Genomic DNA, 20,250 nt, shown 5'->3' with positions numbered 1-20,250 from the left:
ACCGTCTTAATGTTCGCGCGTTTTAAGAAATTGTATATCTGGGTATCTTTCTTCGGCCAAACTTAAATTCACCATAGTTGGCGCTATGTAAGTGAGATTATCACCGCCATCTAATGCCAGATTAGATTCTGCTTTACGTTTAAATTCTTCGAATTTTTTGTTATCTGAGCCAGTCACCCAGCGCGCTGTCGCAACACTGATAGACTCATAAATAGCATCAACATTATATTCAGCTTTTAATCGAGCAACCACAACGTCAAATTGCAGCACGCCGACAGCCCCCACAATTAAATCATTATTCTGCAGTGGCCGAAAGACCTGCACAGCCCCTTCTTCGGATAGCTGAACCAATCCTTTTAATAATTGTTTTTGTTTAAGGGGATCGCGTAAACGAATGCGACGAAATAATTCAGGTGCAAAGTTTGGTATACCACTAAATTTGAGTTTTTCGCCTTGTGTGAAAGTATCCCCTATTTGAATGGTACCATGGTTATGTAGGCCAATAATATCACCTGCGTAAGCTGTTTCAGCTCTTTCTCGATCGCCGGCCATAAAAGTCACTGCGTCTGAAATACTGATATTTTTACCAATTCGGACATGGTTAAACTTCATGCCTTGCTGATAACAACCTGAAACGATCCGAACAAAGGCGATGCGGTCTCTATGTTTAGGATCCATATTCGCTTGTATTTTAAAAACAAAACCACTGAATTTTTCTTCATCAGCATTTACTAAACGATCTTCCGTTTGCCTTGGCTGAGGAGCAGGAGCCCATTTGGTTAACCCATCAAGCATATGATCAACACCAAAATTACCCAACGCGGTACCAAAAAATACTGGCGTCAACTGACCGTCTAAAAATAACGCTTGATCAAATTCATGCGAAGCGCCAATGACTAATTCCAGCTCATCACGCAACTCACTAGCGAGCTCTTCACCAATTGCCTCATCTAACTCAGGGTTATTTAACCCTTTAATGATCTGGCTGTTTTGAATGGTATGGCCTTGGCCACTTTGATACAAGATGCTCTCGTCTCGATGAATGTGGTAAACACCTTTAAAGTTTTTTCCACAGCCAATTGGCCAGCTGATTGGTGCACACGCTATATCCAGCTCACTTTCAACTTCGTCTAATAACTCCATAGGATCACGAATATCGCGGTCAAGTTTGTTCATAAAAGTAATAATGGGCGTATCCCGCAAACGCGTCACTTCCATTAATTTACGGGTTCTGTCTTCAACCCCTTTTGCCGCATCTATTACCATTAAACAGGAGTCGACAGCTGTTAAGGTTCGGTAAGTATCTTCGGAAAAGTCTTCGTGCCCTGGGGTATCTAATAAATTAACCAAAGAATCATTATACGGAAACTGCATAACCGACGTAGTAACTGAAATACCACGTTCTTTTTCCATTTCCATCCAGTCGGATTTAGCATGTTGATTTGAGCCGCGGCCTTTGACTGTACCTGCTTTTTGTAGCGCTTTTCCGAATAATAATACTTTTTCCGTGATGGTTGTTTTACCCGCATCAGGGTGCGAGATGATAGCAAACGTGCGTCGCTTATTGATTTCATTGACAAAATTGGCTTCAGCCATGTATCTAAATTCCCATTTTGTACAAATATTTATACAAATAAATAAAGTTAACTCTAAGCCCTGATTTCCAAGTTGTCTGCCACGGCCTACAGCCAGCAAAAACTCCCGTATTGTTCATCAATCCAGAGCGATTAAATTGTGGCGTATTATGCGCCCGTGCCTGCCAAAGGCACGTTTTGTAAATGCTTTTCAATTACCTCAATCATATGCTTTGTGAGAGGTAAGTTTGTCTTTTCACGGTTCCATATTTCATGGAAAGCCGAAACCGTTTCACGCGCCGTATCCAGCACCAGCTTTTCTGGCAGCATGGCTTTAGCGGCCAAGTGCGACAACTCATCTAACGTAAATTCACTGAACTTCTTCGTGCGGCTCACCTTAAGAGACGCACTGTTATCAGGAATATAGGCAATGGTTGACACAAAATCATAAGCTGGTGCTATCGAGGCACTTTGCTTATCGTTATATATCACCGACCAGTTCTTAAGATGCATATCCGCATTACCGACCAGCGTATTAAACACCAGACGACGAATAAACTCCGCCACATCACCCTCATGCCCTTCCAGGCCGATAACCTGAGCGATGTTGCGCATACTGGCTTTCTTGTATTTGTCCTCAGGATAAACCCCAAAGACCTGCGCAAAATCTTCCATATGAATAGCCGTGCCATCGGCGTTACGATCAAAACGCTTAATCGCAAAAGCACTATTCCCAAATCGACCAATCCCTTCAGGAAAATTGCCGATTTGGTCAATGGATAAAAGCTGCGTCTCAGGCACATCCATACCCAACATGCGCGCCATTTCCATCATGGCAAATTCATTTTCTGGCACCGCCTCAAAACGTGAGGACGGCAACTTCACAATCCAAGAACCACCTGTTCCTGATACTGGAATAGTTAAACCACCCGCTGCCTGCTGCACCGCTGAAAACTTCAACTGTACCCCAGCCAATGAGAACCGCATAGGCTGTTCTGGTGCGTCTCCCTCTTCCACCTCTTCATGCACATTGGGTGGAAGCATTTCACCGCCAGCGGGTACGACAGTTATCGCACCAGGCAAGTCCTGCCCCAACAACCACAGTAAAAAAAACTCACGCGCCGGATTAACATTCGCACGTTCCGCCAGATAATGACGCATTGTTTCTTCTGGCAACAAGTTCGAGAAGAACGGCGTTAGCTTGGTTTGTGTCGGCTTAAAATCCGTAATCAGACCACCCAAAGAGTCCTTAAACCCCAGACTTAAAACTGGCCGTGCTTCATTGCTGATATATTCATCCGTAAACGCAAATAATGTTCTGTCATGCCCAACATTGGTAATCGTCCCAATCGGCTGACCGTAAAGCAGAACATTTAATGTAGACACATTACTCATCGCCATCATCGTCCAGAGTATAAGCTGGCGACACAGCTTCCAACTCGTCTCCGCCGACAGCAGAGCGCGTAATCGACTTAATAGCTGGCATGGACTTCTTAGGCGCTAAAAACAGCTCCAAATCCAACACACGCGCCAAAGCAATCAAACTGGACATACGCAGATCAACACCACCCGCCTCAATCTTGGAGATATGGCTCTGCGGCACACCAGAACGCGCACTTAACTCCCGCTGGCTAAGTCCCTTACGCGCCCGCGCCTCTCGCAGCGCTTCCAGTATCTGATCATTGATATAAGCCATTCTTGATCTGCTTTTCTATATCTACATTTCTACAATATCTATAAAACTATATCACAGCACCCTAGATAGCACAATAACGATATATAAAAACATATCACCATCAACCCAATGATACATAATTATAGATATTTTCTCAAAAAATGGTTTAACAAACCAGCAAAACACGGCGATAACTGCCGTAAAAAACAAAGAATATAAACCGCACGGTTTAAAATAAAGCGGATATTGGTACTGATAGTACCGATAGACATCCTAATTTAAACTTTTGGGGCTTAAGCTTGACGACAAGACAAGAGCGATAGTCATCGCCATGGCATTGTAATCAATGTAAAGCGCCAGGCTCTCAGGGATCTGCACACTATCCTCTGTTAACTCCTCCGCAAAGTGATGCGCTCGGCTGGCAGTGAACCGAGTTTAGGGAATACATGAAGCTCAAACCTTCGCTTGATCTCATGATGGCCTTTTTTGTTCTTTATGCAGTATGAGTCATACCAAAGGTCAAAAAGCCCTGAAAGGGATTCAGCGGCGATAATAGCTTGCTTCTCAAGCTGGCGAACAATCTTTGGACACATGTCCCTCTTCTAGCTTTTTACGAAGCCTGAGCGCTTCGCCCCCTAGCTTCTTTGAGCGACATTAACGGATAGGAACCAAGATCAACCCGTTTTCGGCCACCGGCGTAGGAGTACCGCAACGAATAGGTCACTTTACCTTTTGGAGATACACGAACACAAAGCCCGTCACGATCAGCTTTTACAAGTTCTTTGGTTTTTGCTTTACCGTACTGCGCTTTTAACCACGATTCAGTGAGTACCATACTCTTTCCTCTAAGTTATTGAAAACTAAGAAAAGGTACAAAATTTTTTAAGCCCTTTGCACACAAGAATTTGTACCCAAATTTGTACCTATTCCTGTGACTCAGGGTGGCAAAAGTAGGCTCTGATGGTCAATATGACAACCCAAGACGCCTTATAAGATTTTGTTTTTATTAATATTTAGGCTTTAGGTGGCTTAAGTTGTCTTACCGGTTCAAGTCGGGGTGCAAGATGATAGCAAAGGTCCTTCGTTTATTGATTTCATGGACAAAATTGCTACCACTCATACCTTAAAAACCCTTATTTACACCTAAAGTTACACCCGTTTGAATCAACCACTTTTTATGCTTTAAAAAGTGAACCTCGGTATCTATGTATTAGATACCGTTTTATCAATACGCTATCAGCGTATTAACGTTTGCTATGCTTATTCTTCGTTCCAGAAGTCTGAAGGCATCTTATCCATGATTTGCTCAGCAACACGTTCAATTTCATATTCAAGCTGCTCCTTACTGAGCGATTGACCTTTCAGCGTCATATGCGTAGAGGCTGCATTAACCTGCTCGCGCGCTTTTTGTACGGCGCGCTGTTTACTGACATCTTCCACATTGTGCTTTGGCACGATGGCATACACAAAGTGGCAATCCATGGCTTCTTTTTGACGTTCATTTGTCAGCGTAAAGGCACGTCTCGCACGTGTTTATCAATTGCGTCGATCATGCCTTTGGTCAGCGGTAAATGGGTTTTCTCTTTCGCCCAGGTATCAAAAAAGCCTTCCTCCGCTATTTTTAAACCTCATGGTTTAAAAGAAAGGCTAAATGCTCAGGGATCTGTGTGGTTTGAGTCACACCTTAAACAAAGTACTCACTATTAATTTTTAGCTCTCAGTAGAACTGGCTGTATTTGCCTGTTCACGCTTATCTAAATAGCCGCTAAAACCTGTTACAGCCAGCGCTGAGACTGCAATAAGGGCACCGACCCATGCAGTATCAGACAGCCCCATGCCATTGACGATAGTCCCACCTAGCATAGATCCCATGGCAATGCCTATATTAAATGCCGCTATGTTGAGACCTGAAGCAACGTCTACTGCATTTGGCGTAAACTTCTCAGCAAGTTGCACTATGTATACTTGCAAACCAGGTACATTTCCAAACGCAAAGGCTCCCCATACCAACACAGTGATCACTGCTGCTATTTTACTTGCCATGGTGAAAGTTAGCGCAAAAAGGATAACGGCCAGAACAGAAAAAATAATAGTTAGCGCGCAAATTGGTCCTTTTTTATCGGCCAACTTGCCACCGTAAATGTTACCTGCGGCAACAGAAAGGCCGTACACCAGCATAATTAAACTAATAGCAGAAGGCGAAAATCCAGCTTCTTCTTGCAAAATAGGCGCTAAATACGTAAACGCAGTGAACGTGCCACCGTAACCCAAAATGGTCATTAGATAAACCAATACGAGTCGCGGTTGAATAAGCACTTGCATTTGCTCAACTAAGGTTGCTGGTCTACTCTGCTTTAAATTGTTTGGAACCAATAGCGCGCTACCAATCAAAGCAAGCATGCCTAGAGCAGAAACGACTAAAAATGTTGCTCGCCAACCAAAGTTCTGGCCAATCCAAGTTCCTAGCGGCACACCAGTTACAAGGGCAACAGTTAACCCCGTAAACATGATAGCAATAGCACTGGCCTCTTTTTCTTTTGCGACCAAACCAATCGCAATCGTTGAGCCTATGGAAAAAAACACACCATGAGCAAGTCCGGTTAATATTCGAGCCACAATCAGGCTCTCGTAGCTTGGTGCTTGCCATGCCAAAATATTCCCAGTCACAAATAGCGCCATCAAGCTTAATAAAACGTACTTTCGGTTCCACTTTCCGGTCAAAGCCGTTAAAACAGGCGCACCAACGGCAACACCAACAGCGTATAAGCTAACGAGTAAGCCAGCATTGGGCAATGTAACCCCCAAATCCATCGCTATAGTTGGTACTAAACCCACTATCACAAACTCTGTCGTACCAATAGCAAACGCACTTAAAGTTAATGCAAATAATGCAATAGGCATTGTGTATCCTCATATAAATTTAAAATAACGAGCCTGTTGTTAAAAACATGCTTGCGCATTTTTAAAGTGTTTAATAAGAGCGTACAGTGTGAAGCTATTCTTATTTGCAAAAAACAGCACAAACAACAAAATACTTTTGTATTAAATGAAAATATAAAAACTATTATGCCTGTGAAATAAAAAGTTGAACTGCTTTGAAGTTGGTGCTGATCAAAAAATGGGCAATGCCGTTGCGCCAAACACGAGATGCGTGGAGGTAACAAAAAATTCAATATCAATTTCCTCGATAAATTCGGCGGCCGACTTATTTGAATATTGACGGAAGCTGCAAATTGCGACAGCAAAATTGCCACAAAGGTGAAATAAATGATCGTTAACATCCTTTTAAATGTTCAGCAAAAATTAAAAACGATATCGAATGAATAAACCCCAAGGTAAAGTTTTTTTAATAAACCTAGATAGCAGTCAAGATAGATATGCGTTTATGGCAAAACAGTTAACCGCTTTAGCGATTCCATTTGAAAGAGTCGCGGCCGTTGATGGCCGAATTTTATCTAAATCAGAAATTGACGCTGTTTATTCAACAAAACAAAACCAAAACCGTTATTTTAAACCTTTAAATAATGGAGAAATTGGCTGCTACTTGAGCCATAGATTGATTTGGCAAAAAATCATCGGTCAAAACTTGCCTTGGGCAATCATTTTAGAAGACGACAGCATCATTAACAAAAACCTGTGTCATGTGCATGGGGTTTTTGAGCACATCAAAAATTGGGACTATATAAAGCTGACATATTTAAAAGACCAATCCAGAATAACTGAGTCACTTGCCATACCTCAAATACCGCCATTTAAATTAATTCAGTACTCAAAAATCCCTATTACCACTAAAGCGCAAGCCGTCTCTTTAACTGGTGCCAAAAAATTGTTAAAAGCAACCGAGAGAATTTGCCGGCCAATTGACGTGGATATTCAGAATTATTGGGATTTGGACATCCAAGTGTTAGGTTTATCCCCCGCCGTTATCGAGCGAAAAGAAACTTTTACGAGTGATATCAAAAAAACCGACCTGGCCATAAATACAATCAACAAACCTTTTTTAAAAAAAATCAAATATCGAGTCCGATACGAATGGCAGTTAAAAAAATATAAAAAACAATGTGCTGGTTTAGGTTCTTTTCTCGTGAATGATCAATAAAATATTTAACTAATTTAAACATCATGAGTCTTTCACTCGCAAATTCGAAATTCGCGTTAAAAACCAGATATTCCAATATCGCATGCCTAAACTATAAGCACTTGAATATAAGTAGGTTTAGATGTAACCTATTTGTAAATTAAGGAAGATAATAAAAACATTGAACTTAAAATACTTTTTGCCGACTTTATTAAGTTTGTATTTATTTATTAATAATGCCGCTGCTCAGGGACTGATGCTAAAACTAACTGTGCCTACAAACTCTAATTTGCAGCAATTAAGCCAGCACCCAACTTGGTTAAGATTGTTACATATAGAAACAGGTTTGTTTACCAGACAAGGCCGACTATCGCAGAATGATTTTTATTTATCTACGCAGGGTGCGCTAGATCCTAAACAAGAACTCACAGCAACCATTCACCAGTTTACTCAAGCGCCTAAAACCCAGTGTCGCTTTCCTGCACGAAAACTCTGGCTGACAACACAGCTTAAACAATTAAAATTGCCCGAGGTTACATGTCCCAACTACTCAGATTATCAGCAAGCCTTTAAAGCAAACAGTGTTAGCTTAGTTTACGCTAGTGGTTATTTAGGTAACCCAGCATCTATGTTTGGTCACTTACTACTTAAACTAAACCAAAACCATAATACCAAATTATTAGACAATACTTTCAGCTATGGCGCTATTGTTCCTGCATCAGACAATAAACTTGAATACATCTTTAATGGCATCACAGGGGGCTATCAAGGACGCTTCTCGAATCAAAAGTACCATCACCATCAGCTAGCCTATAATGAAACTGAACTTAGAGACATGTGGGAATATCAGCTCAATTTTAGTCCCATGCAAATAAAATTTTTGTTAGCTCATTTATGGGAACTGGAAAACCACAGCCTGACCTATTATTTTTTCCGTGAAAACTGCGCGTATCAACTTGCTAAACTTATTGAGCTAGTGAGCAATGTAAACCTGATGGTTGACTTCAAGCCTTGGGTGATGCCGTTTGATGTGATTAAAAAGCTTACTCATTCCTCTAACGAACACCTGCTAGGTAAAATAATATATCACCCATCCAGACAAGAGCAGTTATACGAAAAATATATACAGCTAACCGCTTCCGAGAAGCGAGATGTCACACAAATTATTAATGGTGACAAACAAATAATTGAGTCACTCATTGATCGAGATGCGACCAGCAGCAAACGCATTATTGATACTTTATACGATTATTTTGCATTTCTAGAGCAAAAAAATAAATCTCTAACGGATAATCAAACAAGCACCCGTCACAAATTGCTAAACCATAGGTTTAAATTACCCAGCGGTAAACCAGATTGGCTGAGCAACCGACCTAAAGCGCCACATACAGCTCAACCCAGTAGTAAAGTTAGCATTTCGCAAATCTACAACACAGAATATGGGTCAGCCAATTTGATTAACTTCAGAGCTGGCTATTATGACTTTTTAACCGCTAATTCGGCACGCGTCCCTTGGTCTGAGCTTATCGCATTTGATGTTAGTTTATTAATTCATGATCATAATGTCTCACTTCGTGAATTCATCTTCTTTTCAATAAATAATTTAAACGTTACAAAAACTGGTTTGCCCGAAGATAAAGCATATGCTTGGTCATTATCTTCGGGCTACGGAGCTAAAAATTTAGCTTGTCTAAATTGTGCAGAGTTTTTTGTCAGTGGCAATGTGGGACAAAGTTGGACACTTACACCTGGTTCCGTCTTTAATTTGTCTCTGGCAAATAAAATTCAATTTTCTGACTTATCGAGTTTTCAACTATCGACGGGACCAGAAATTGAAGCGGTGTTATTGTTAACACCTTGGTGGGCAATGTCGGTCAAAACCGGCCGAGCCTTTAATATAAGTGCGTCAGAAGATAGTTCAAATTACCTAATCTGGGAGCAAAGTTTTTCAACCAATGAAAACTGGGATATAAGAACTGCGATCCAATATGATAAGGCATTTGAGTATTCCTTCAGCGTAGCTAAATACTGGTAAATAAATAATGAAAAAAATAACAATTAGTGCTTTATTAGCCGCATCATTCATTTCATCAAATGCAATGGCTGATGACAAAATTAATCCATGGAAGCATTGTGGTATTGGCGCAATAATTTTTGATGATAACGGCACTGCGGCTGCTATTTCAAATATCATTTGGGACCTGGGGACCACAGCCGTTTCTTCAAAAATCTCTTCTGCCGACACTTGCGAAGGCAAAAACGTTGTTGCAGCTAAGTTTATCCAAGATAACTTCGACCGTGTGTTAGAAGAGACGTCACAAGGTCAAGGCGAGCACCTAACTGCTATGTTAGAAATGTTGGAAGTCAACACAGCAAATCAACCTCAAGTTATTACCGCAATTCGCACCAAAATGGCTAATCAATTGGCTAATGGTCAACCAACAGCTCAAAGCTATTATAGCTCTGTAATGGCAAGCATATAATTTTATAAGCTTAGCTGAGCCACACCCTGTGGCTCAATTATTATTTACTCGCCAGATAACAATCAAGTGGCGACATTGATCTCTCATCACACTCAGCTCGTTTATTGTTTAACTCATCTACATACTACTTAGGAGTCGAGCCATGAAAGCATATCTTACAGCTATTTTTTTAACCTTTGTTTCTAGTGCTTCTTTGGCCAATGAGAAGTGCCAAACGACGATAGAAAGTAACGACGCTATGAGTTTTAACAAAAGCGAAATTAAAGTGCCTGCTTCGTGTGATACTTTTACTGTCACCCTAAAACATACGGGTTCTCTACCCGCCAACGTAATGGGTCACAACTGGGTTTTAGCAACTAAAGCACAAGCGCAAACAGTAGCCTCTGATGGCTGGTCTGAAGGGTTGGATAATAATTATTTAAAAAATAATGATGAAAGAGTGATTGCAGCCACTAAAATTATAGGAGGTGGTGAAACCACAAGTACTCAAATTTCTGTAGCAGAATTAAATAAAACTGAAGACTATCAGTTTTTCTGCTCATTCCCAGGTCACTATGCGATGATGCAAGGGTCGTTAAAAATAGTTAACTAGGAAATTTTTTATTCGTTAGCTCTGTCTATACTTACTCACGGCTGCAAGGCGTTAAGCAGCCTCACTTAACAAGGAGACACCATGATTAACTGGCAAGACGTTATTGAACTAGCTAAAAACGGCAATTTACCGGCCGATCGTAGGGTCGAAAAAACACCTGAGCAGTGGCGTGAGTTATTGGATGAAGATGTATTTCATGTGACCCGTGAAAAAGGCACTGAGCGCGCATTTAGCTCCCAAATGTGTAACCTTTTTGAACCTGGTAAATATCAATGTGTGTGCTGCGACACTTTACTTTTTGATGCCCAAAACAAATTTGATTCAGGTACTGGCTGGCCTTCTTTTAATGAACCCGTTAGTAAAAACGTTATTGCGTACCACCAAGATCTTTCACATGGGATGCAACGTATAGAAACAACCTGCAGCACTTGCGACGCCCATCTTGGGCATGTGTTCCCAGACGGTCCTGAACCGACTGGGTTAAGATATTGCATGAATGCATTAGCACTGAAAAAAGTCGCCGAATAACTTTTTAAATGCCGGGATCAAAACCCGGCTTATCTTTGTTTTAATACCCTGGGTAAACCAGCCAATCATCTCCTGCCAGCTTTATATAGGGTTTACCTTTGTAATCAAGCAATACAGCGCCCTTGTTTTCGGCAACAAGTCGGTTATCGGGTAAGTCGGCAACTAACTCGTTTAAGTTCAATGGGTTAGCAAATACATCAAAATCAATTGCTCGTTTTATCAGCGTACCTAACGTATAGTGACTGGCTAACTCAGCCACAACCACCTGTGCCTGATTTTGGTAACCTGCGCTCGGGCCGATAAATTTCACTGCCGCAGGAACATTTACAATCGAAGGACTGGGAATATCCCGCAAGCCAGAGAACTGCATTTTATCGCCTTTTAATGCGGCACCATGCTCAGGTACTAACACCACCATCACATTGCGACCACTTGCGGCGAGATCGGCTAAAAACTGCTTAAGATCAGCAAACAGGTTTTTGCTACGGCGCGCATAACTGGTCACTGCATCCAGTTTTCCAGCGGCCACTAAACGGTTACCATCATGCAAACTTACAGTGTTGTAGTATAAGGCTTGCGGCTGGGGGCTAGCGTTAACTTGTTTTAACCACTGTTTTAACATATCGGCGTCATCGTAAACAGGTGTATTATCAAATGCATATTGTTCTATTTCCCGTCCAGCAAGCGGCAGAGGCGCTGCATCAACGTGCCCTTCATTTTGGATCAAACCTAAAAAATTATCAAAATGGCCGTCGTGGTTCATCACTAAACTGGTTTTAAAACCTAAAGACTTTAAGTTTTCAAACAAATAACAGGCTTTGGGCCCCTGTTCAAATAAATCTGCGTGCGGCACATGACCGCAGCTAGCACGCAACAGTCGCAAAGCTGCCGGCCCACTATATGAAGTTGCAGTATTAAATTGTTTAAAAACAATGTCAAAACTATCAAACAAGGAGCTGCTTTCAATTCCAGCAGCCGTTAAGTCATCGTATGACAAGGAACAAATGTTCAATAATAATACATCAAAATTGACGTTATTTTGGGGTACCTGAGCGGGATAATTTTGCTGATGCTGATAAAACTGCAGTAACTGCTGTTCAGGTGAGGAGGCCTCTTCATTAAGGTCTTGCTCAGTGGTCATTCTCTTTTTTTGTGGCTGCGTTTTTTGCTCAACAAACAGGTCTGGCTGTTGCATGGATGCTGGCATCAAAGCTTGGGCTTCTAACCACAATAACCCAGCAAAACTAAAACTGGTTAACCTTAACCAACGCGATAAATAATGATAGCCAACAAAACCTATTATAGCGGCATAAATAAGTTCTAAGCTAATAAACCTGCCGCCCAATTCAACAAAATAAGACCAACTAAAATTGCTCAGCAATTTAATATTGTCGCTGATTTGCGATAATGGAGGCAACCAAGATTCGCTATATAATAAAGACAATGCAAAAACGACAGCAAAACACTGTTTGCACTTTTGCAGCCAGATGATTCGTGTATTAACCGATAAAAAACAAGCAAGCGCCAAGTTCGCGGTGATATCTAACTGAATACTTTGCTCAAGGTGAAGGTAAAATTTAACAAAAAAATATAAATTCCAGAGCCCAAGTCCCTGCAAATAAAATGTCTTTTGCGCGTTCGCTTTAATCACGTTTTTTTCCTGTCCCTGTATAAGGCTTAATATATTTATGTCTGAACGTAAGTAATACCAAATACCGCCTTAGCTGGCGAATTGATATATTTACAAACGAACAAAACAGATAACCGGCTAAAAATGAAAATACGATAACAACAGCTAATTCAGTTAAATTCATAACACCCTCTTAATTGGTAATTCAACTGGGTAGGCAGCATCGGCAACTCTTAGCGCTCGGATCTTATCGGCAACTTGGCTAGCATCTTCATTTTCATAATCAGCCTGCTCGTCAATAATTAATTGTTGGTTTAATTGCGTAGAATAATCTTGTGCCTGCTGTAACAATGGATCTTTCAATTGAGCTCGGCAGAATTGTTGAATATAAAAGTGCTCTGAAATCACACTCTTACGGACAAAAAATTCGTCCACATCAAGAAAAAACATATGTTCTAGCGCTCGATCTACGTCACTGATACGACATGCAGATAAATACAGGATAATATCATTTTTAAAGTTTGTATAAAGATCCCCTTCCCGCTTAACCTGGAGTATGCGCAGCGCATGAATCGGTTGACTACTTGGCAATAACGTCAGTCTAACCAGAACAGACGAAACCGATAAATTGTCTGCGGCTTGACTAACAGAAATAACCTGCTTACAAAACGCATCCATAGTTCGGTAGCCATAGGCCCGGCTAACTTCGATATTTTTAACTAAAAAATCAAAGTCTGGTGGCATTTTACGGGTAAATTTTAACCCTTGCATAGACTCAATCGATGAAATAAACCGAGAGGGATGGGATAGCTGATACAAAATAAGGTTAACACCTGAGTTTAACAATAAACTCTCATCTCTATGGCGCACTATACCATCTAAATTTTGCACCACTATTTTTAACCAAGCCCCTCTTTCTATTCGCAGTCGATAACATTGGCGTGCTAAATACACTAAGTCTGTATGTCGCGTCACCACAAATACCACAGTAGCCGCGGTCAATTGTTGCGCTTTTTTAAACAGCGCTTGGTTCGATTCTATTTGACGATAAACCGCCGGCATTTGTGCAAGCGCGTTAATTGCGGCAGCAACAACCCAAACCTCTTTTTCATCATAAGCGCTATTATATTCCTCTTTGCTAACGTCAGTACTTGGGGGTATTTCTCTTACCTGCCACTGACCAGAATCCTCGTCTAACAAAATGTTTTTCTGGTAACTAACGCCTGCACTTGATATCCAATAGTCAATAAATAACTGAGTGACCTGACTCTGTTCTTGCACCGTCAAGAACCCCGAAAAGTATTCTCCAAGCTTATGCAAACTCGGTGACAACTTCGGAGTCGCAGGCCCATACAAATTAACATATAGAGTTAACTGCCAACGCTCAGCTTGACTTTTCAAATAATTAGCTAAGTTAACAAGCTCTTGTTCTTTTAAATGATATAGCTGATTAGCATCTAGAGATAATATAAGCACACTACCGGCAAAATTTTTGTAAATTTTTAGCTCGTTTAAAATTGCGCGAATTTGTTTAGTTTTTAACACATCTCCACACAAATCTGTTGGCCCAAACAAATGTAGCTTTTTATTCCTTTCTAATGTTTTAAAGTAGGTCTGATTGTTTGCAAAAGAAGTGGTTCGTAAAATTTCAATATCCGCAGAGACACAGAATAACGCTTGCTTTTTAGCGACAATGTTTTTTAATAAGGTATAACTGAGCTTAAAAACCAAATCTAGTTTTTCTGCCAATATTAAATAACTATTTTGGGATGACGTGGCCAATTCTTGTTCGGGTAGGCCGGCAATTGTAAAGCTACACATACATAAACAACCCAAGTAGACTAAACTATTTAAGTATCAGTATATACAGGTTAAAGTAATAACCAAGACCCTTTTTATGTTGTGAGAGTCACTATGCAGTCAGATGCGCACGTAAAATCCAATAAATTCAGCCAAGATTGGCAAAACTTGGTCGATGAATATCCAATGCAAGCCGTGTTTATTGAATTAAGCCATGCTGACAAGGTCACCAAAATAAAACAAAACTACCCCTTGCTCAAACAAATCAATAGCGCTCTGGCCTCCAATCAATTAGCCCCAACAGGTAAAGATTAGATGCCACATGTTTTTGTTATTGGTAGCAAAGGTGGTACTGGCACTAGTTCAGTCGCAGCCAATTTAGCGCGCAGTATCCGGCTAAACGGCGAAACAAGTGTTTTAATTGAGTTGTGTCCACAAAATCAACTCGGTGTACACTTTGCGCTCCCTTGGCCAAATGTGCAAGGCTGGGCTCAGTGTGAATCATTTGTCGACTTAGCCAAACAATTTTACCGAACTGATTCAGACATCCTATTGCTGCCTTATGGCCAGATGGCTAACGGCATTACGCCTGATACCCTCTTTACCCACCTTAAACAAATTGAGCTACCAGAAAACGCTTGGTTTATTTTTGATTGTCCTAAAACATTTCCGGTATTTGAGTTCGCTAGCAGAAAAGACTTTATTATAGAAGTCAGCACATGCGATCCCATCTGTCACAGTATTTTGTATCAAAAATACGCTTATAAAAATTACAAACCGATACAAGGGCACTATATTTTAGTGAACAAGTACAATGCTCAGTCTCAAATAGAAGCTGAGATTTTTTGCGTATGGCAAAACGAGCTCAATCAGCTTTGTCCACTTTTTATTCATTTTGACGAGGCAATTAAAGAAGCACCCGGATATCAAAATCAAGCTGTGCAAACACACCCAGGGAATACCTGTCGGGCTGACTTTGCCAAGCTATCTAGCTGGCTGGCCAGTAAGGTAAGTCAACAATGAGAAGTGTCTTTTTAAAAATACCGACTCACTGGCCATGGCCCCTTAAAGTACTCGCTATTTTTGTCCAGCCCGTTTATCTGCGTTTGTTAAAATTACGAGCTCAACACCTGTTCCACGACTATCAGGTCAGTCGTATTGCAGCCACTTTGTGGCCGCTATGCATTTACCCGATAACGCTGTTTTTAAAGCTAGATTCAATCAATAAAAGTCAACTCAAACAAAATTTTTATACTTTTTTCCCACAAGTAAAACCTTCCCGCCTATCGGCGTTTGACTTGGTTCGTATAACCATTCAAGCGGTATTTTTAGCGGTTTGGCGTTTTCGACGAAATCAGAGTTTGTTAGCTATACTTCGCCATCAACTAAGATCTATTTGGGTTAGCTTAAAATTATGGGATCGATCTTTTAACCATAAAATCAAAAACAATTGGAATCGCATTTTTCAAATAACGCCGAGCACAAGCATTGGTAATTTATGGAATTTAAAAGGGGTACGCTGGCTTAGTTATTTATTAATGATTGCTGCTTTATTTTTATTTGTCACTGTCCCCTTTAGCATTCCTGCTCAAGCTGCTTTTATGGCAGTCATTTTATTAGTTGCTTACCCAATGCGCAAAGTACAGGGTCAACTAGCAACCATCATTATGATCACCCTCTCGGTTATCAGTTCATCACGGTATATCTGGTGGCGCTTTACCGAGACCATTTATTGGCAAGATTGGTTAGCGAGTATATTAGGGTCTGCTTTATTATTAGCCGAAAGTTATGCTTGGCTGGTTCTCATTCTTGGCTACTTTCAATCAATCAACCCTCTTAAAAGACGCCCTGAACCGCTTCCTGAAAATACTTGCGACTGGCCAAGCGTTGATGTGTATATCCCTACCTATAATGAACCCTTGAGTGTTGTGAAACCTACCACATTGGCGGCGCTCAATCTAGAATGGCCAGCGGATAAAATCAATGTATACATTTTAGATGATGGTTGCCGCGAGAGCTTTAAGGAGTTTGCCGAGGCTGTCGGTGCCGGGTACATTATCCGTGATAAACATACGCATGCAAAAGCCGGCAATATGAATAACGCGATGAAATATACTCATGGCGACTATATTGCTATTTTTGACTGCGATCACATCCCTGCCCGCTCTTTTCTGCAATTAACCATGGGACAATTTTTAAAAGACAAAAAAGTCTGCATGGTGCAAACGCCCCATCACTTTTTTTCAGCCGATCCGTTTGAAAAAAACCTTAAAAATCACAGTAAAATTCCAAACGAAAACATGCTGTTTTATGGTTTGATCCAAGATGGCAATGATATGTGGAACGCGACTTTTTTTTGCGGCTCATGTGCTGTCTTAAAACGCTCTGCATTAGAAGACATCGGCGGTTTTGCATTTGATACCGTCACTGAAGACGCTCACACCGCATTGCGTATGCAAAGACGCGGTTACAAAACCGCTTATATTAATATTCCGCAAGCAGCTGGGTTAGCAACCGATAGTTTATCGGCTCACGTTGGCCAGCGTATTCGTTGGGCACGTGGCATGGCTCAGATTTTTCGCATCGACAATCCACTGCTGGGGCAAGGCCTAAACTGGCGCCAACGTGCATGTTATTTAAATGCCATGATGCACTTTCTCTCTGGTATCCCAAGGTTAATCTTTTTAACAGCCCCGCTTGCGTTAATATTTTTCAACTCATTTATTATACACGCTGAGTTTTTGGCGATAATGTTGTATGTGATCCCAACCCTGCTGCAAATCAAAATTACTAACTCACGTATCCAAGGTAAATATAGGTACTCATTTTGGGGTGAGGTATATGAGTCGGTATTGGCCTGGTATATTTTAAAACCCACGACCATCGCACTCATTAACCCGAATAAAGGTAAATTTAACGTAACTGAAAAAGGTGGCTTGAACGAGCAAGACTTTTACGATTGGAATATATCAGCACCCTGTTTGGTATTATTTTTTATTAATGCATTTGGCTTCATTTATGCCTGTATCCGCCTAATATTTGGTTCACCGGAGTATGTTGCAGTCCTGCTGATAAGTATGGCATGGACTTTTTATAACCTGATTGTTTTAGGTGCTGCTATTGCAGTCGCTGCAGAGGCAAAACAAGTTCGTGTGTCACATCGGGTGCAAAGTAATATTCCTGCACATTTAAAATTAAATAGCGGCCACCTGCTACCTTGTGTGGTGACAGACTACAGCGACAAAGGTATGGGTATTCGATTGAACCAGCCGCCATATATCAATATTAACATGCAAGACTCAGCAACTATATTGTTGACCCATGGTACCCAAGAAACAGGTTTTCCAGTCAAAATGATCACCGCCCGCGGTAATCATTTAGGTTTGTTATTGCAACCCATGTCTACCGAACAGCAAATGAAATACATCTTAGCAACCTTTTCAAGAGTAGATGCTTGGCTCGATTGGCAAAAAAACTTTCAGCAAGATAAACCCTCATTTAGCTTTCGTCAGGTACGCAAAGCGAGTTGGGTAGGGGTGCAAAATATCTTATTGCATGCACCTAAACCCTTGCAACCCATCGTAGAGCAAATGACTAAAGCAGCACTTTTTATATATTCATTTTTACCACGTAGGCCAACCAGTTATGAAAACACCTAAGTATTTGTTTAGCATATTTGTCTTTACGATTCTCTTCTGGCAGCCGTTACACGCCGCCGGCAACGCATTGCAGCCGATGGCGGACAAAAGTAGCTTTTTGCATGGGTACCCAGAAAAAAGCCCGCTACAAGTCAATAAACGCTTAATTCATCAGCTAGACAATGTCACTACCCGTATGAGTGGCATTAGCCCAAACGCATCAGTAGGTTTTGCAGTGCCTCCAGACGTATTAATCACAGCGGGTGTACTTGACTTTGCAATTAATTATTCACCCGCACTGATAAAAGAACTATCTCACATTAAGCTTTATCTGAACGATGAGATATTAGCCACTCTAACATTGCCAAAACCACTCTCAGATACACAACTTAATAGACAAAAAAGTTGGCAGATACAGTTAAAACCAGAATTACTCAAAGATTATAACCAAATCCGATTTCAACTAGTGGGATATTATACCGAGCAATGTCAGGATGATTTTAACCGTAATATATGGGCGGAATTATCACAAACAGCATCGCTTGAACTAACTTATCAACCGTTAGCTGTTGATTCTGAATTGGCTTTGTTACCAGAGCCGTTTTTTTATTCTCAGTTAAATCAGATGCTTAGTTTACCTATGGTGTTTGCAGCCAAACCAAGTCCGGTAGAATTAGAGAGTGCTGCCATTGTCAGCTCTTGGTTTGGCCTATTAGCCGATTGGCGTAAAGCAGACTTTCCGGTTCTACTTAATCAGTTGCCCGATGAACATGCGGTGGTATTCGCCAGTAATGAACGGCGGCCCGAGTTTTTACGTGACTACCCCAGTGTTGATGAACCGAGCATTGAAATTATTTCAAACCCTGTACATCGGTATAAAAAACTATTATTGGTTATGGGCAAAGATGATCAGCAACTAAAGCAGGCAGCGCTTGCATTAGCACATGCTCACCAAATGATGACTGGGCGCACAGCCACCATAACCAGCGGACCTAACATTAATAAACGGGCTGCTTATGATGCACCGCGCTGGTTAAATACCCAACGCCCAGTGAAATTGGGAAATTTAATTCAATACCCTAACCAATTGCAAATTCAGGGGGTTGGATCCCCACCTGCGAACCTCAATCTCCGTTTTCCACCCGATTTATTTATATGGCGTGAACAGGGGGTGCCGTTAGAACTTATTTACCGTTATACCCCCAGCAAAAGTGTCACAGATACGCGACTTAACCTGCTAATCAACGGGCAGTTTATGCAGGGTTATGTGCTCGAAGAGCATCGCCACGACAATATAGTATTAGACAAACTGACAATACCTTTTACCCGTGATGTCAGTGGCGAAGATCAGCAAAATTTAACCATACCCAGCTTTAAAACCAGTGCAAATAACACATTAACGTTTGATTTTAGCTTTACTATAGCCAAATCAGGTTATTGCGAAGCTGTACCGCGAGATACCAACTATGGTCGTATTGATGAAAACTCCACAATAGATGTCAGTGATTATGGACATTACATAAAAATGCCGAACTTAAGAGCATTTGCCCAAGCTGGTTTTCCATTTACAAAATATGCTGATTTACAAAAAACCTTGCTCTACCTTGATCAGAATTCATCCTCTGAAACCTTGAACTTACTGCTAAATACAGTGGCCATGTTTAGTGCATCAACCGGATACCCTGCCAACTATATCAACATAGTTAATCAACTTGATGGTATCGAGCTAAGAGACAAAGATATACTTGTTTTTGGTGATCCTCAAAGCTTTCGTTTTGATAAAAACCCACAGTTGCAAGTTTTAACAACGCAACACTTGCGTGCACTGAACGAAACTCTGTATCCAGGTGATTCAGCACAAAATGTGCAAATCGAACTGAAAAGTAAAGGCCCCCTGGCCAGCATCTTAGGCTTTCAATCCCCATTTAATAATAAGCGCAGCGTGATTGCTTTATCGGCTAATTCACCACAAGGCTACCAGCTATTAAAAGATACACTGTTAGATGATGAATCATTAAATAAAATTAAAGCAGCTGCAGTGTTAATTGATAGCTTTGGGATCACTTCTGCCGAAAGTCAACAAAGTTATTATGTTGGTTCATTAGCTATCTATAAATTGCTTTGGTTTCATTTGTCCGACCACCCCATATTGTTAGCTCTATTATCAGTCATGGTGTTATTGATTTTGTCGTACATTATTTGGCGATTATTACGTGTACTAACAGCCAAACGGCTTGCCGAAGGAGAATAAT

At 41.0% G+C, this 20,250-nt stretch carries 17 protein-coding genes; 9 read left to right on the top strand and 8 right to left on the bottom strand.

Annotated features, from left to right (window positions below; genetic code table 11):
• Positions 1 to 6: 6 nt before the first annotated feature.
• The 6 genes from prfC to C727_RS0105670 form a co-directional block, all read right to left on the bottom strand.
• Positions 7 to 1,596: a peptide chain release factor 3 gene (prfC, locus tag C727_RS0105695; protein ID WP_017444662.1), complete on the bottom strand. Its 1,590-nt coding sequence runs from the start codon at positions 1,594 to 1,596 to the stop codon at positions 7 to 9.
• Positions 1,597 to 1,742: 146 nt separating this feature from the next.
• On the bottom strand, positions 1,743 to 2,969 hold the full coding sequence (locus C727_RS0105690) for a type II toxin-antitoxin system HipA family toxin (RefSeq protein ID WP_017444661.1): 1,227 nt from the start codon (positions 2,967 to 2,969) through the stop codon (positions 1,743 to 1,745).
• Positions 2,962 to 3,270, bottom strand: a complete 309-nt coding sequence (locus C727_RS0105685) for a helix-turn-helix domain-containing protein (RefSeq protein ID WP_017444660.1) — start codon at positions 3,268 to 3,270, stop codon at positions 2,962 to 2,964. The genes C727_RS0105690 and C727_RS0105685 overlap by 8 nt, the downstream gene beginning before the upstream one ends.
• Positions 3,271 to 3,859: 589 nt before the next feature.
• Positions 3,860 to 4,084 (bottom strand): Arm DNA-binding domain-containing protein, encoded by a 225-nt coding sequence (locus C727_RS18990; protein ID WP_017444659.1) that lies wholly within the window; start codon positions 4,082 to 4,084, stop codon positions 3,860 to 3,862.
• A 425-nt stretch (positions 4,085 to 4,509) separates the two neighbouring features.
• Entirely contained in the window at positions 4,510 to 4,716 is a 207-nt protein-coding gene (locus C727_RS18085; RefSeq protein ID WP_017444658.1) for a hypothetical protein, read from the bottom strand.
• A gap of 243 nt (positions 4,717 to 4,959) precedes the next feature.
• Positions 4,960 to 6,150 carry an MFS transporter gene (locus C727_RS0105670; protein WP_017444657.1) on the bottom strand — a complete coding sequence of 397 codons (1,191 nt, stop codon included), beginning with the start codon at positions 6,148 to 6,150 and terminating at the stop codon, positions 4,960 to 4,962.
• Between the two features lie 418 nt (positions 6,151 to 6,568).
• Here C727_RS0105670 and C727_RS18080 point away from each other — a divergent pair, with 418 nt between their 5' ends.
• The 5 genes from C727_RS18080 to msrB all read left to right on the top strand — a co-directional run bounded on the left by C727_RS18080 (position 6,569) and on the right by msrB (position 10,930).
• A complete protein-coding gene (locus tag C727_RS18080; RefSeq protein ID WP_017444656.1) occupies positions 6,569 to 7,348 on the top strand; it encodes a glycosyltransferase family 25 protein in 780 nt (259 codons plus the stop codon).
• Positions 7,349 to 7,508: 160 nt separating this feature from the next.
• Positions 7,509 to 9,362 carry an Lnb N-terminal periplasmic domain-containing protein gene (locus C727_RS0105660; RefSeq protein ID WP_017444655.1) on the top strand — a complete coding sequence of 618 codons (1,854 nt, stop codon included), beginning with the start codon at positions 7,509 to 7,511 and terminating at the stop codon, positions 9,360 to 9,362.
• A gap of 7 nt (positions 9,363 to 9,369) precedes the next feature.
• Complete coding sequence (locus C727_RS0105655) at positions 9,370 to 9,810, top strand: DUF3015 family protein (protein ID WP_017444654.1); 441 nt, start codon at positions 9,370 to 9,372, stop codon at positions 9,808 to 9,810.
• A gap of 142 nt (positions 9,811 to 9,952) precedes the next feature.
• Positions 9,953 to 10,402, top strand: a complete 450-nt coding sequence (gene azu, locus C727_RS0105650; RefSeq protein WP_017444653.1) for an azurin — start codon at positions 9,953 to 9,955, stop codon at positions 10,400 to 10,402.
• An 81-nt stretch (positions 10,403 to 10,483) separates the two neighbouring features.
• Positions 10,484 to 10,930, top strand: coding sequence for a peptide-methionine (R)-S-oxide reductase MsrB (gene msrB / locus C727_RS0105645; protein WP_017444652.1), 447 nt, complete (start codon positions 10,484 to 10,486; stop codon positions 10,928 to 10,930).
• 40 nt (positions 10,931 to 10,970) lie between these two features.
• Here msrB and bcsG read toward each other — a convergent pair whose 3' ends face one another.
• Positions 10,971 to 12,581 (bottom strand): cellulose biosynthesis protein BcsG, encoded by a 1,611-nt coding sequence (bcsG, locus tag C727_RS0105640; protein ID WP_017444651.1) that lies wholly within the window; start codon positions 12,579 to 12,581, stop codon positions 10,971 to 10,973.
• Positions 12,582 to 12,740: 159 nt separating this feature from the next.
• On the bottom strand, positions 12,741 to 14,381 hold the full coding sequence (gene bcsE, locus C727_RS18985; RefSeq protein ID WP_017444649.1) for a cellulose biosynthesis protein BcsE: 1,641 nt from the start codon (positions 14,379 to 14,381) through the stop codon (positions 12,741 to 12,743).
• Between the two features lie 93 nt (positions 14,382 to 14,474).
• Between bcsE and C727_RS0105625 the strand changes: the two genes are divergently transcribed.
• The 4 genes from C727_RS0105625 to bcsB are packed head-to-tail and all read left to right on the top strand — an operon-like array spanning position 14,475 to position 20,249.
• A complete protein-coding gene (locus tag C727_RS0105625) occupies positions 14,475 to 14,675 on the top strand; it encodes a hypothetical protein (RefSeq protein WP_017444648.1) in 201 nt (66 codons plus the stop codon).
• The gene (gene bcsQ, locus C727_RS0105620) at positions 14,676 to 15,383 is read left to right on the top strand and encodes a cellulose biosynthesis protein BcsQ (RefSeq protein WP_017444647.1); all 708 of its coding nucleotides are present in this window, start codon (positions 14,676 to 14,678) and stop codon (positions 15,381 to 15,383) included.
• Entirely contained in the window at positions 15,380 to 18,019 is a 2,640-nt protein-coding gene (gene bcsA / locus C727_RS0105615) for a UDP-forming cellulose synthase catalytic subunit (protein ID WP_017444646.1), read from the top strand. Before bcsQ ends, bcsA begins: the two co-directional genes overlap by 4 nt.
• On the top strand, positions 18,006 to 20,249 hold the full coding sequence (gene bcsB / locus C727_RS0105610) for a cellulose biosynthesis cyclic di-GMP-binding regulatory protein BcsB (protein ID WP_017444645.1): 2,244 nt from the start codon (positions 18,006 to 18,008) through the stop codon (positions 20,247 to 20,249). Before bcsA ends, bcsB begins: the two co-directional genes overlap by 14 nt.
• Position 20,250 lies beyond the last annotated feature (1 nt).

Origin of the sequence: Gayadomonas joobiniege G7 (assembly GCF_000300815.1) — a bacterium.
Taxonomy (GTDB): domain Bacteria; phylum Pseudomonadota; class Gammaproteobacteria; order Enterobacterales; family Alteromonadaceae; genus Catenovulum; species Catenovulum joobiniege.
The sequence above is the reverse complement of the archived record's forward strand: the minus strand, read 5'-3'. Positions and strand labels throughout refer to the sequence as shown.

Excerpts from the sequence above, each read along its gene's own strand:
- prfC (WP_017444662.1), bottom strand. The coding sequence starts at position 1,596 with ATGGCTGAAGCCAATTTTGTCAATGAAATCAATAAGCGACGCACGTTT.
- C727_RS0105690 (WP_017444661.1), bottom strand. The coding sequence starts at position 2,969 with ATGAGTAATGTGTCTACATTAAATGTTCTGCTTTACGGTCAGCCGATT.
- C727_RS0105685 (WP_017444660.1), bottom strand. The coding sequence starts at position 3,270 with ATGGCTTATATCAATGATCAGATACTGGAAGCGCTGCGAGAGGCGCGG.
- C727_RS18990 (WP_017444659.1), bottom strand. The coding sequence starts at position 4,084 with ATGGTACTCACTGAATCGTGGTTAAAAGCGCAGTACGGTAAAGCAAAA.
- C727_RS0105670 (WP_017444657.1), bottom strand. The coding sequence starts at position 6,150 with ATGCCTATTGCATTATTTGCATTAACTTTAAGTGCGTTTGCTATTGGT.
- C727_RS18080 (WP_017444656.1), top strand. The coding sequence starts at position 6,569 with ATGAATAAACCCCAAGGTAAAGTTTTTTTAATAAACCTAGATAGCAGT.
- C727_RS0105655 (WP_017444654.1), top strand. The coding sequence starts at position 9,370 with ATGAAAAAAATAACAATTAGTGCTTTATTAGCCGCATCATTCATTTCA.
- azu (WP_017444653.1), top strand. The coding sequence starts at position 9,953 with ATGAAAGCATATCTTACAGCTATTTTTTTAACCTTTGTTTCTAGTGCT.
- msrB (WP_017444652.1), top strand. The coding sequence starts at position 10,484 with ATGATTAACTGGCAAGACGTTATTGAACTAGCTAAAAACGGCAATTTA.
- bcsE (WP_017444649.1), bottom strand. The coding sequence starts at position 14,381 with ATGTGTAGCTTTACAATTGCCGGCCTACCCGAACAAGAATTGGCCACG.
- C727_RS0105625 (WP_017444648.1), top strand. The coding sequence starts at position 14,475 with ATGCAGTCAGATGCGCACGTAAAATCCAATAAATTCAGCCAAGATTGG.
- bcsQ (WP_017444647.1), top strand. The coding sequence starts at position 14,676 with ATGCCACATGTTTTTGTTATTGGTAGCAAAGGTGGTACTGGCACTAGT.
- bcsA (WP_017444646.1), top strand. The coding sequence starts at position 15,380 with ATGAGAAGTGTCTTTTTAAAAATACCGACTCACTGGCCATGGCCCCTT.
- bcsB (WP_017444645.1), top strand. The coding sequence starts at position 18,006 with ATGAAAACACCTAAGTATTTGTTTAGCATATTTGTCTTTACGATTCTC.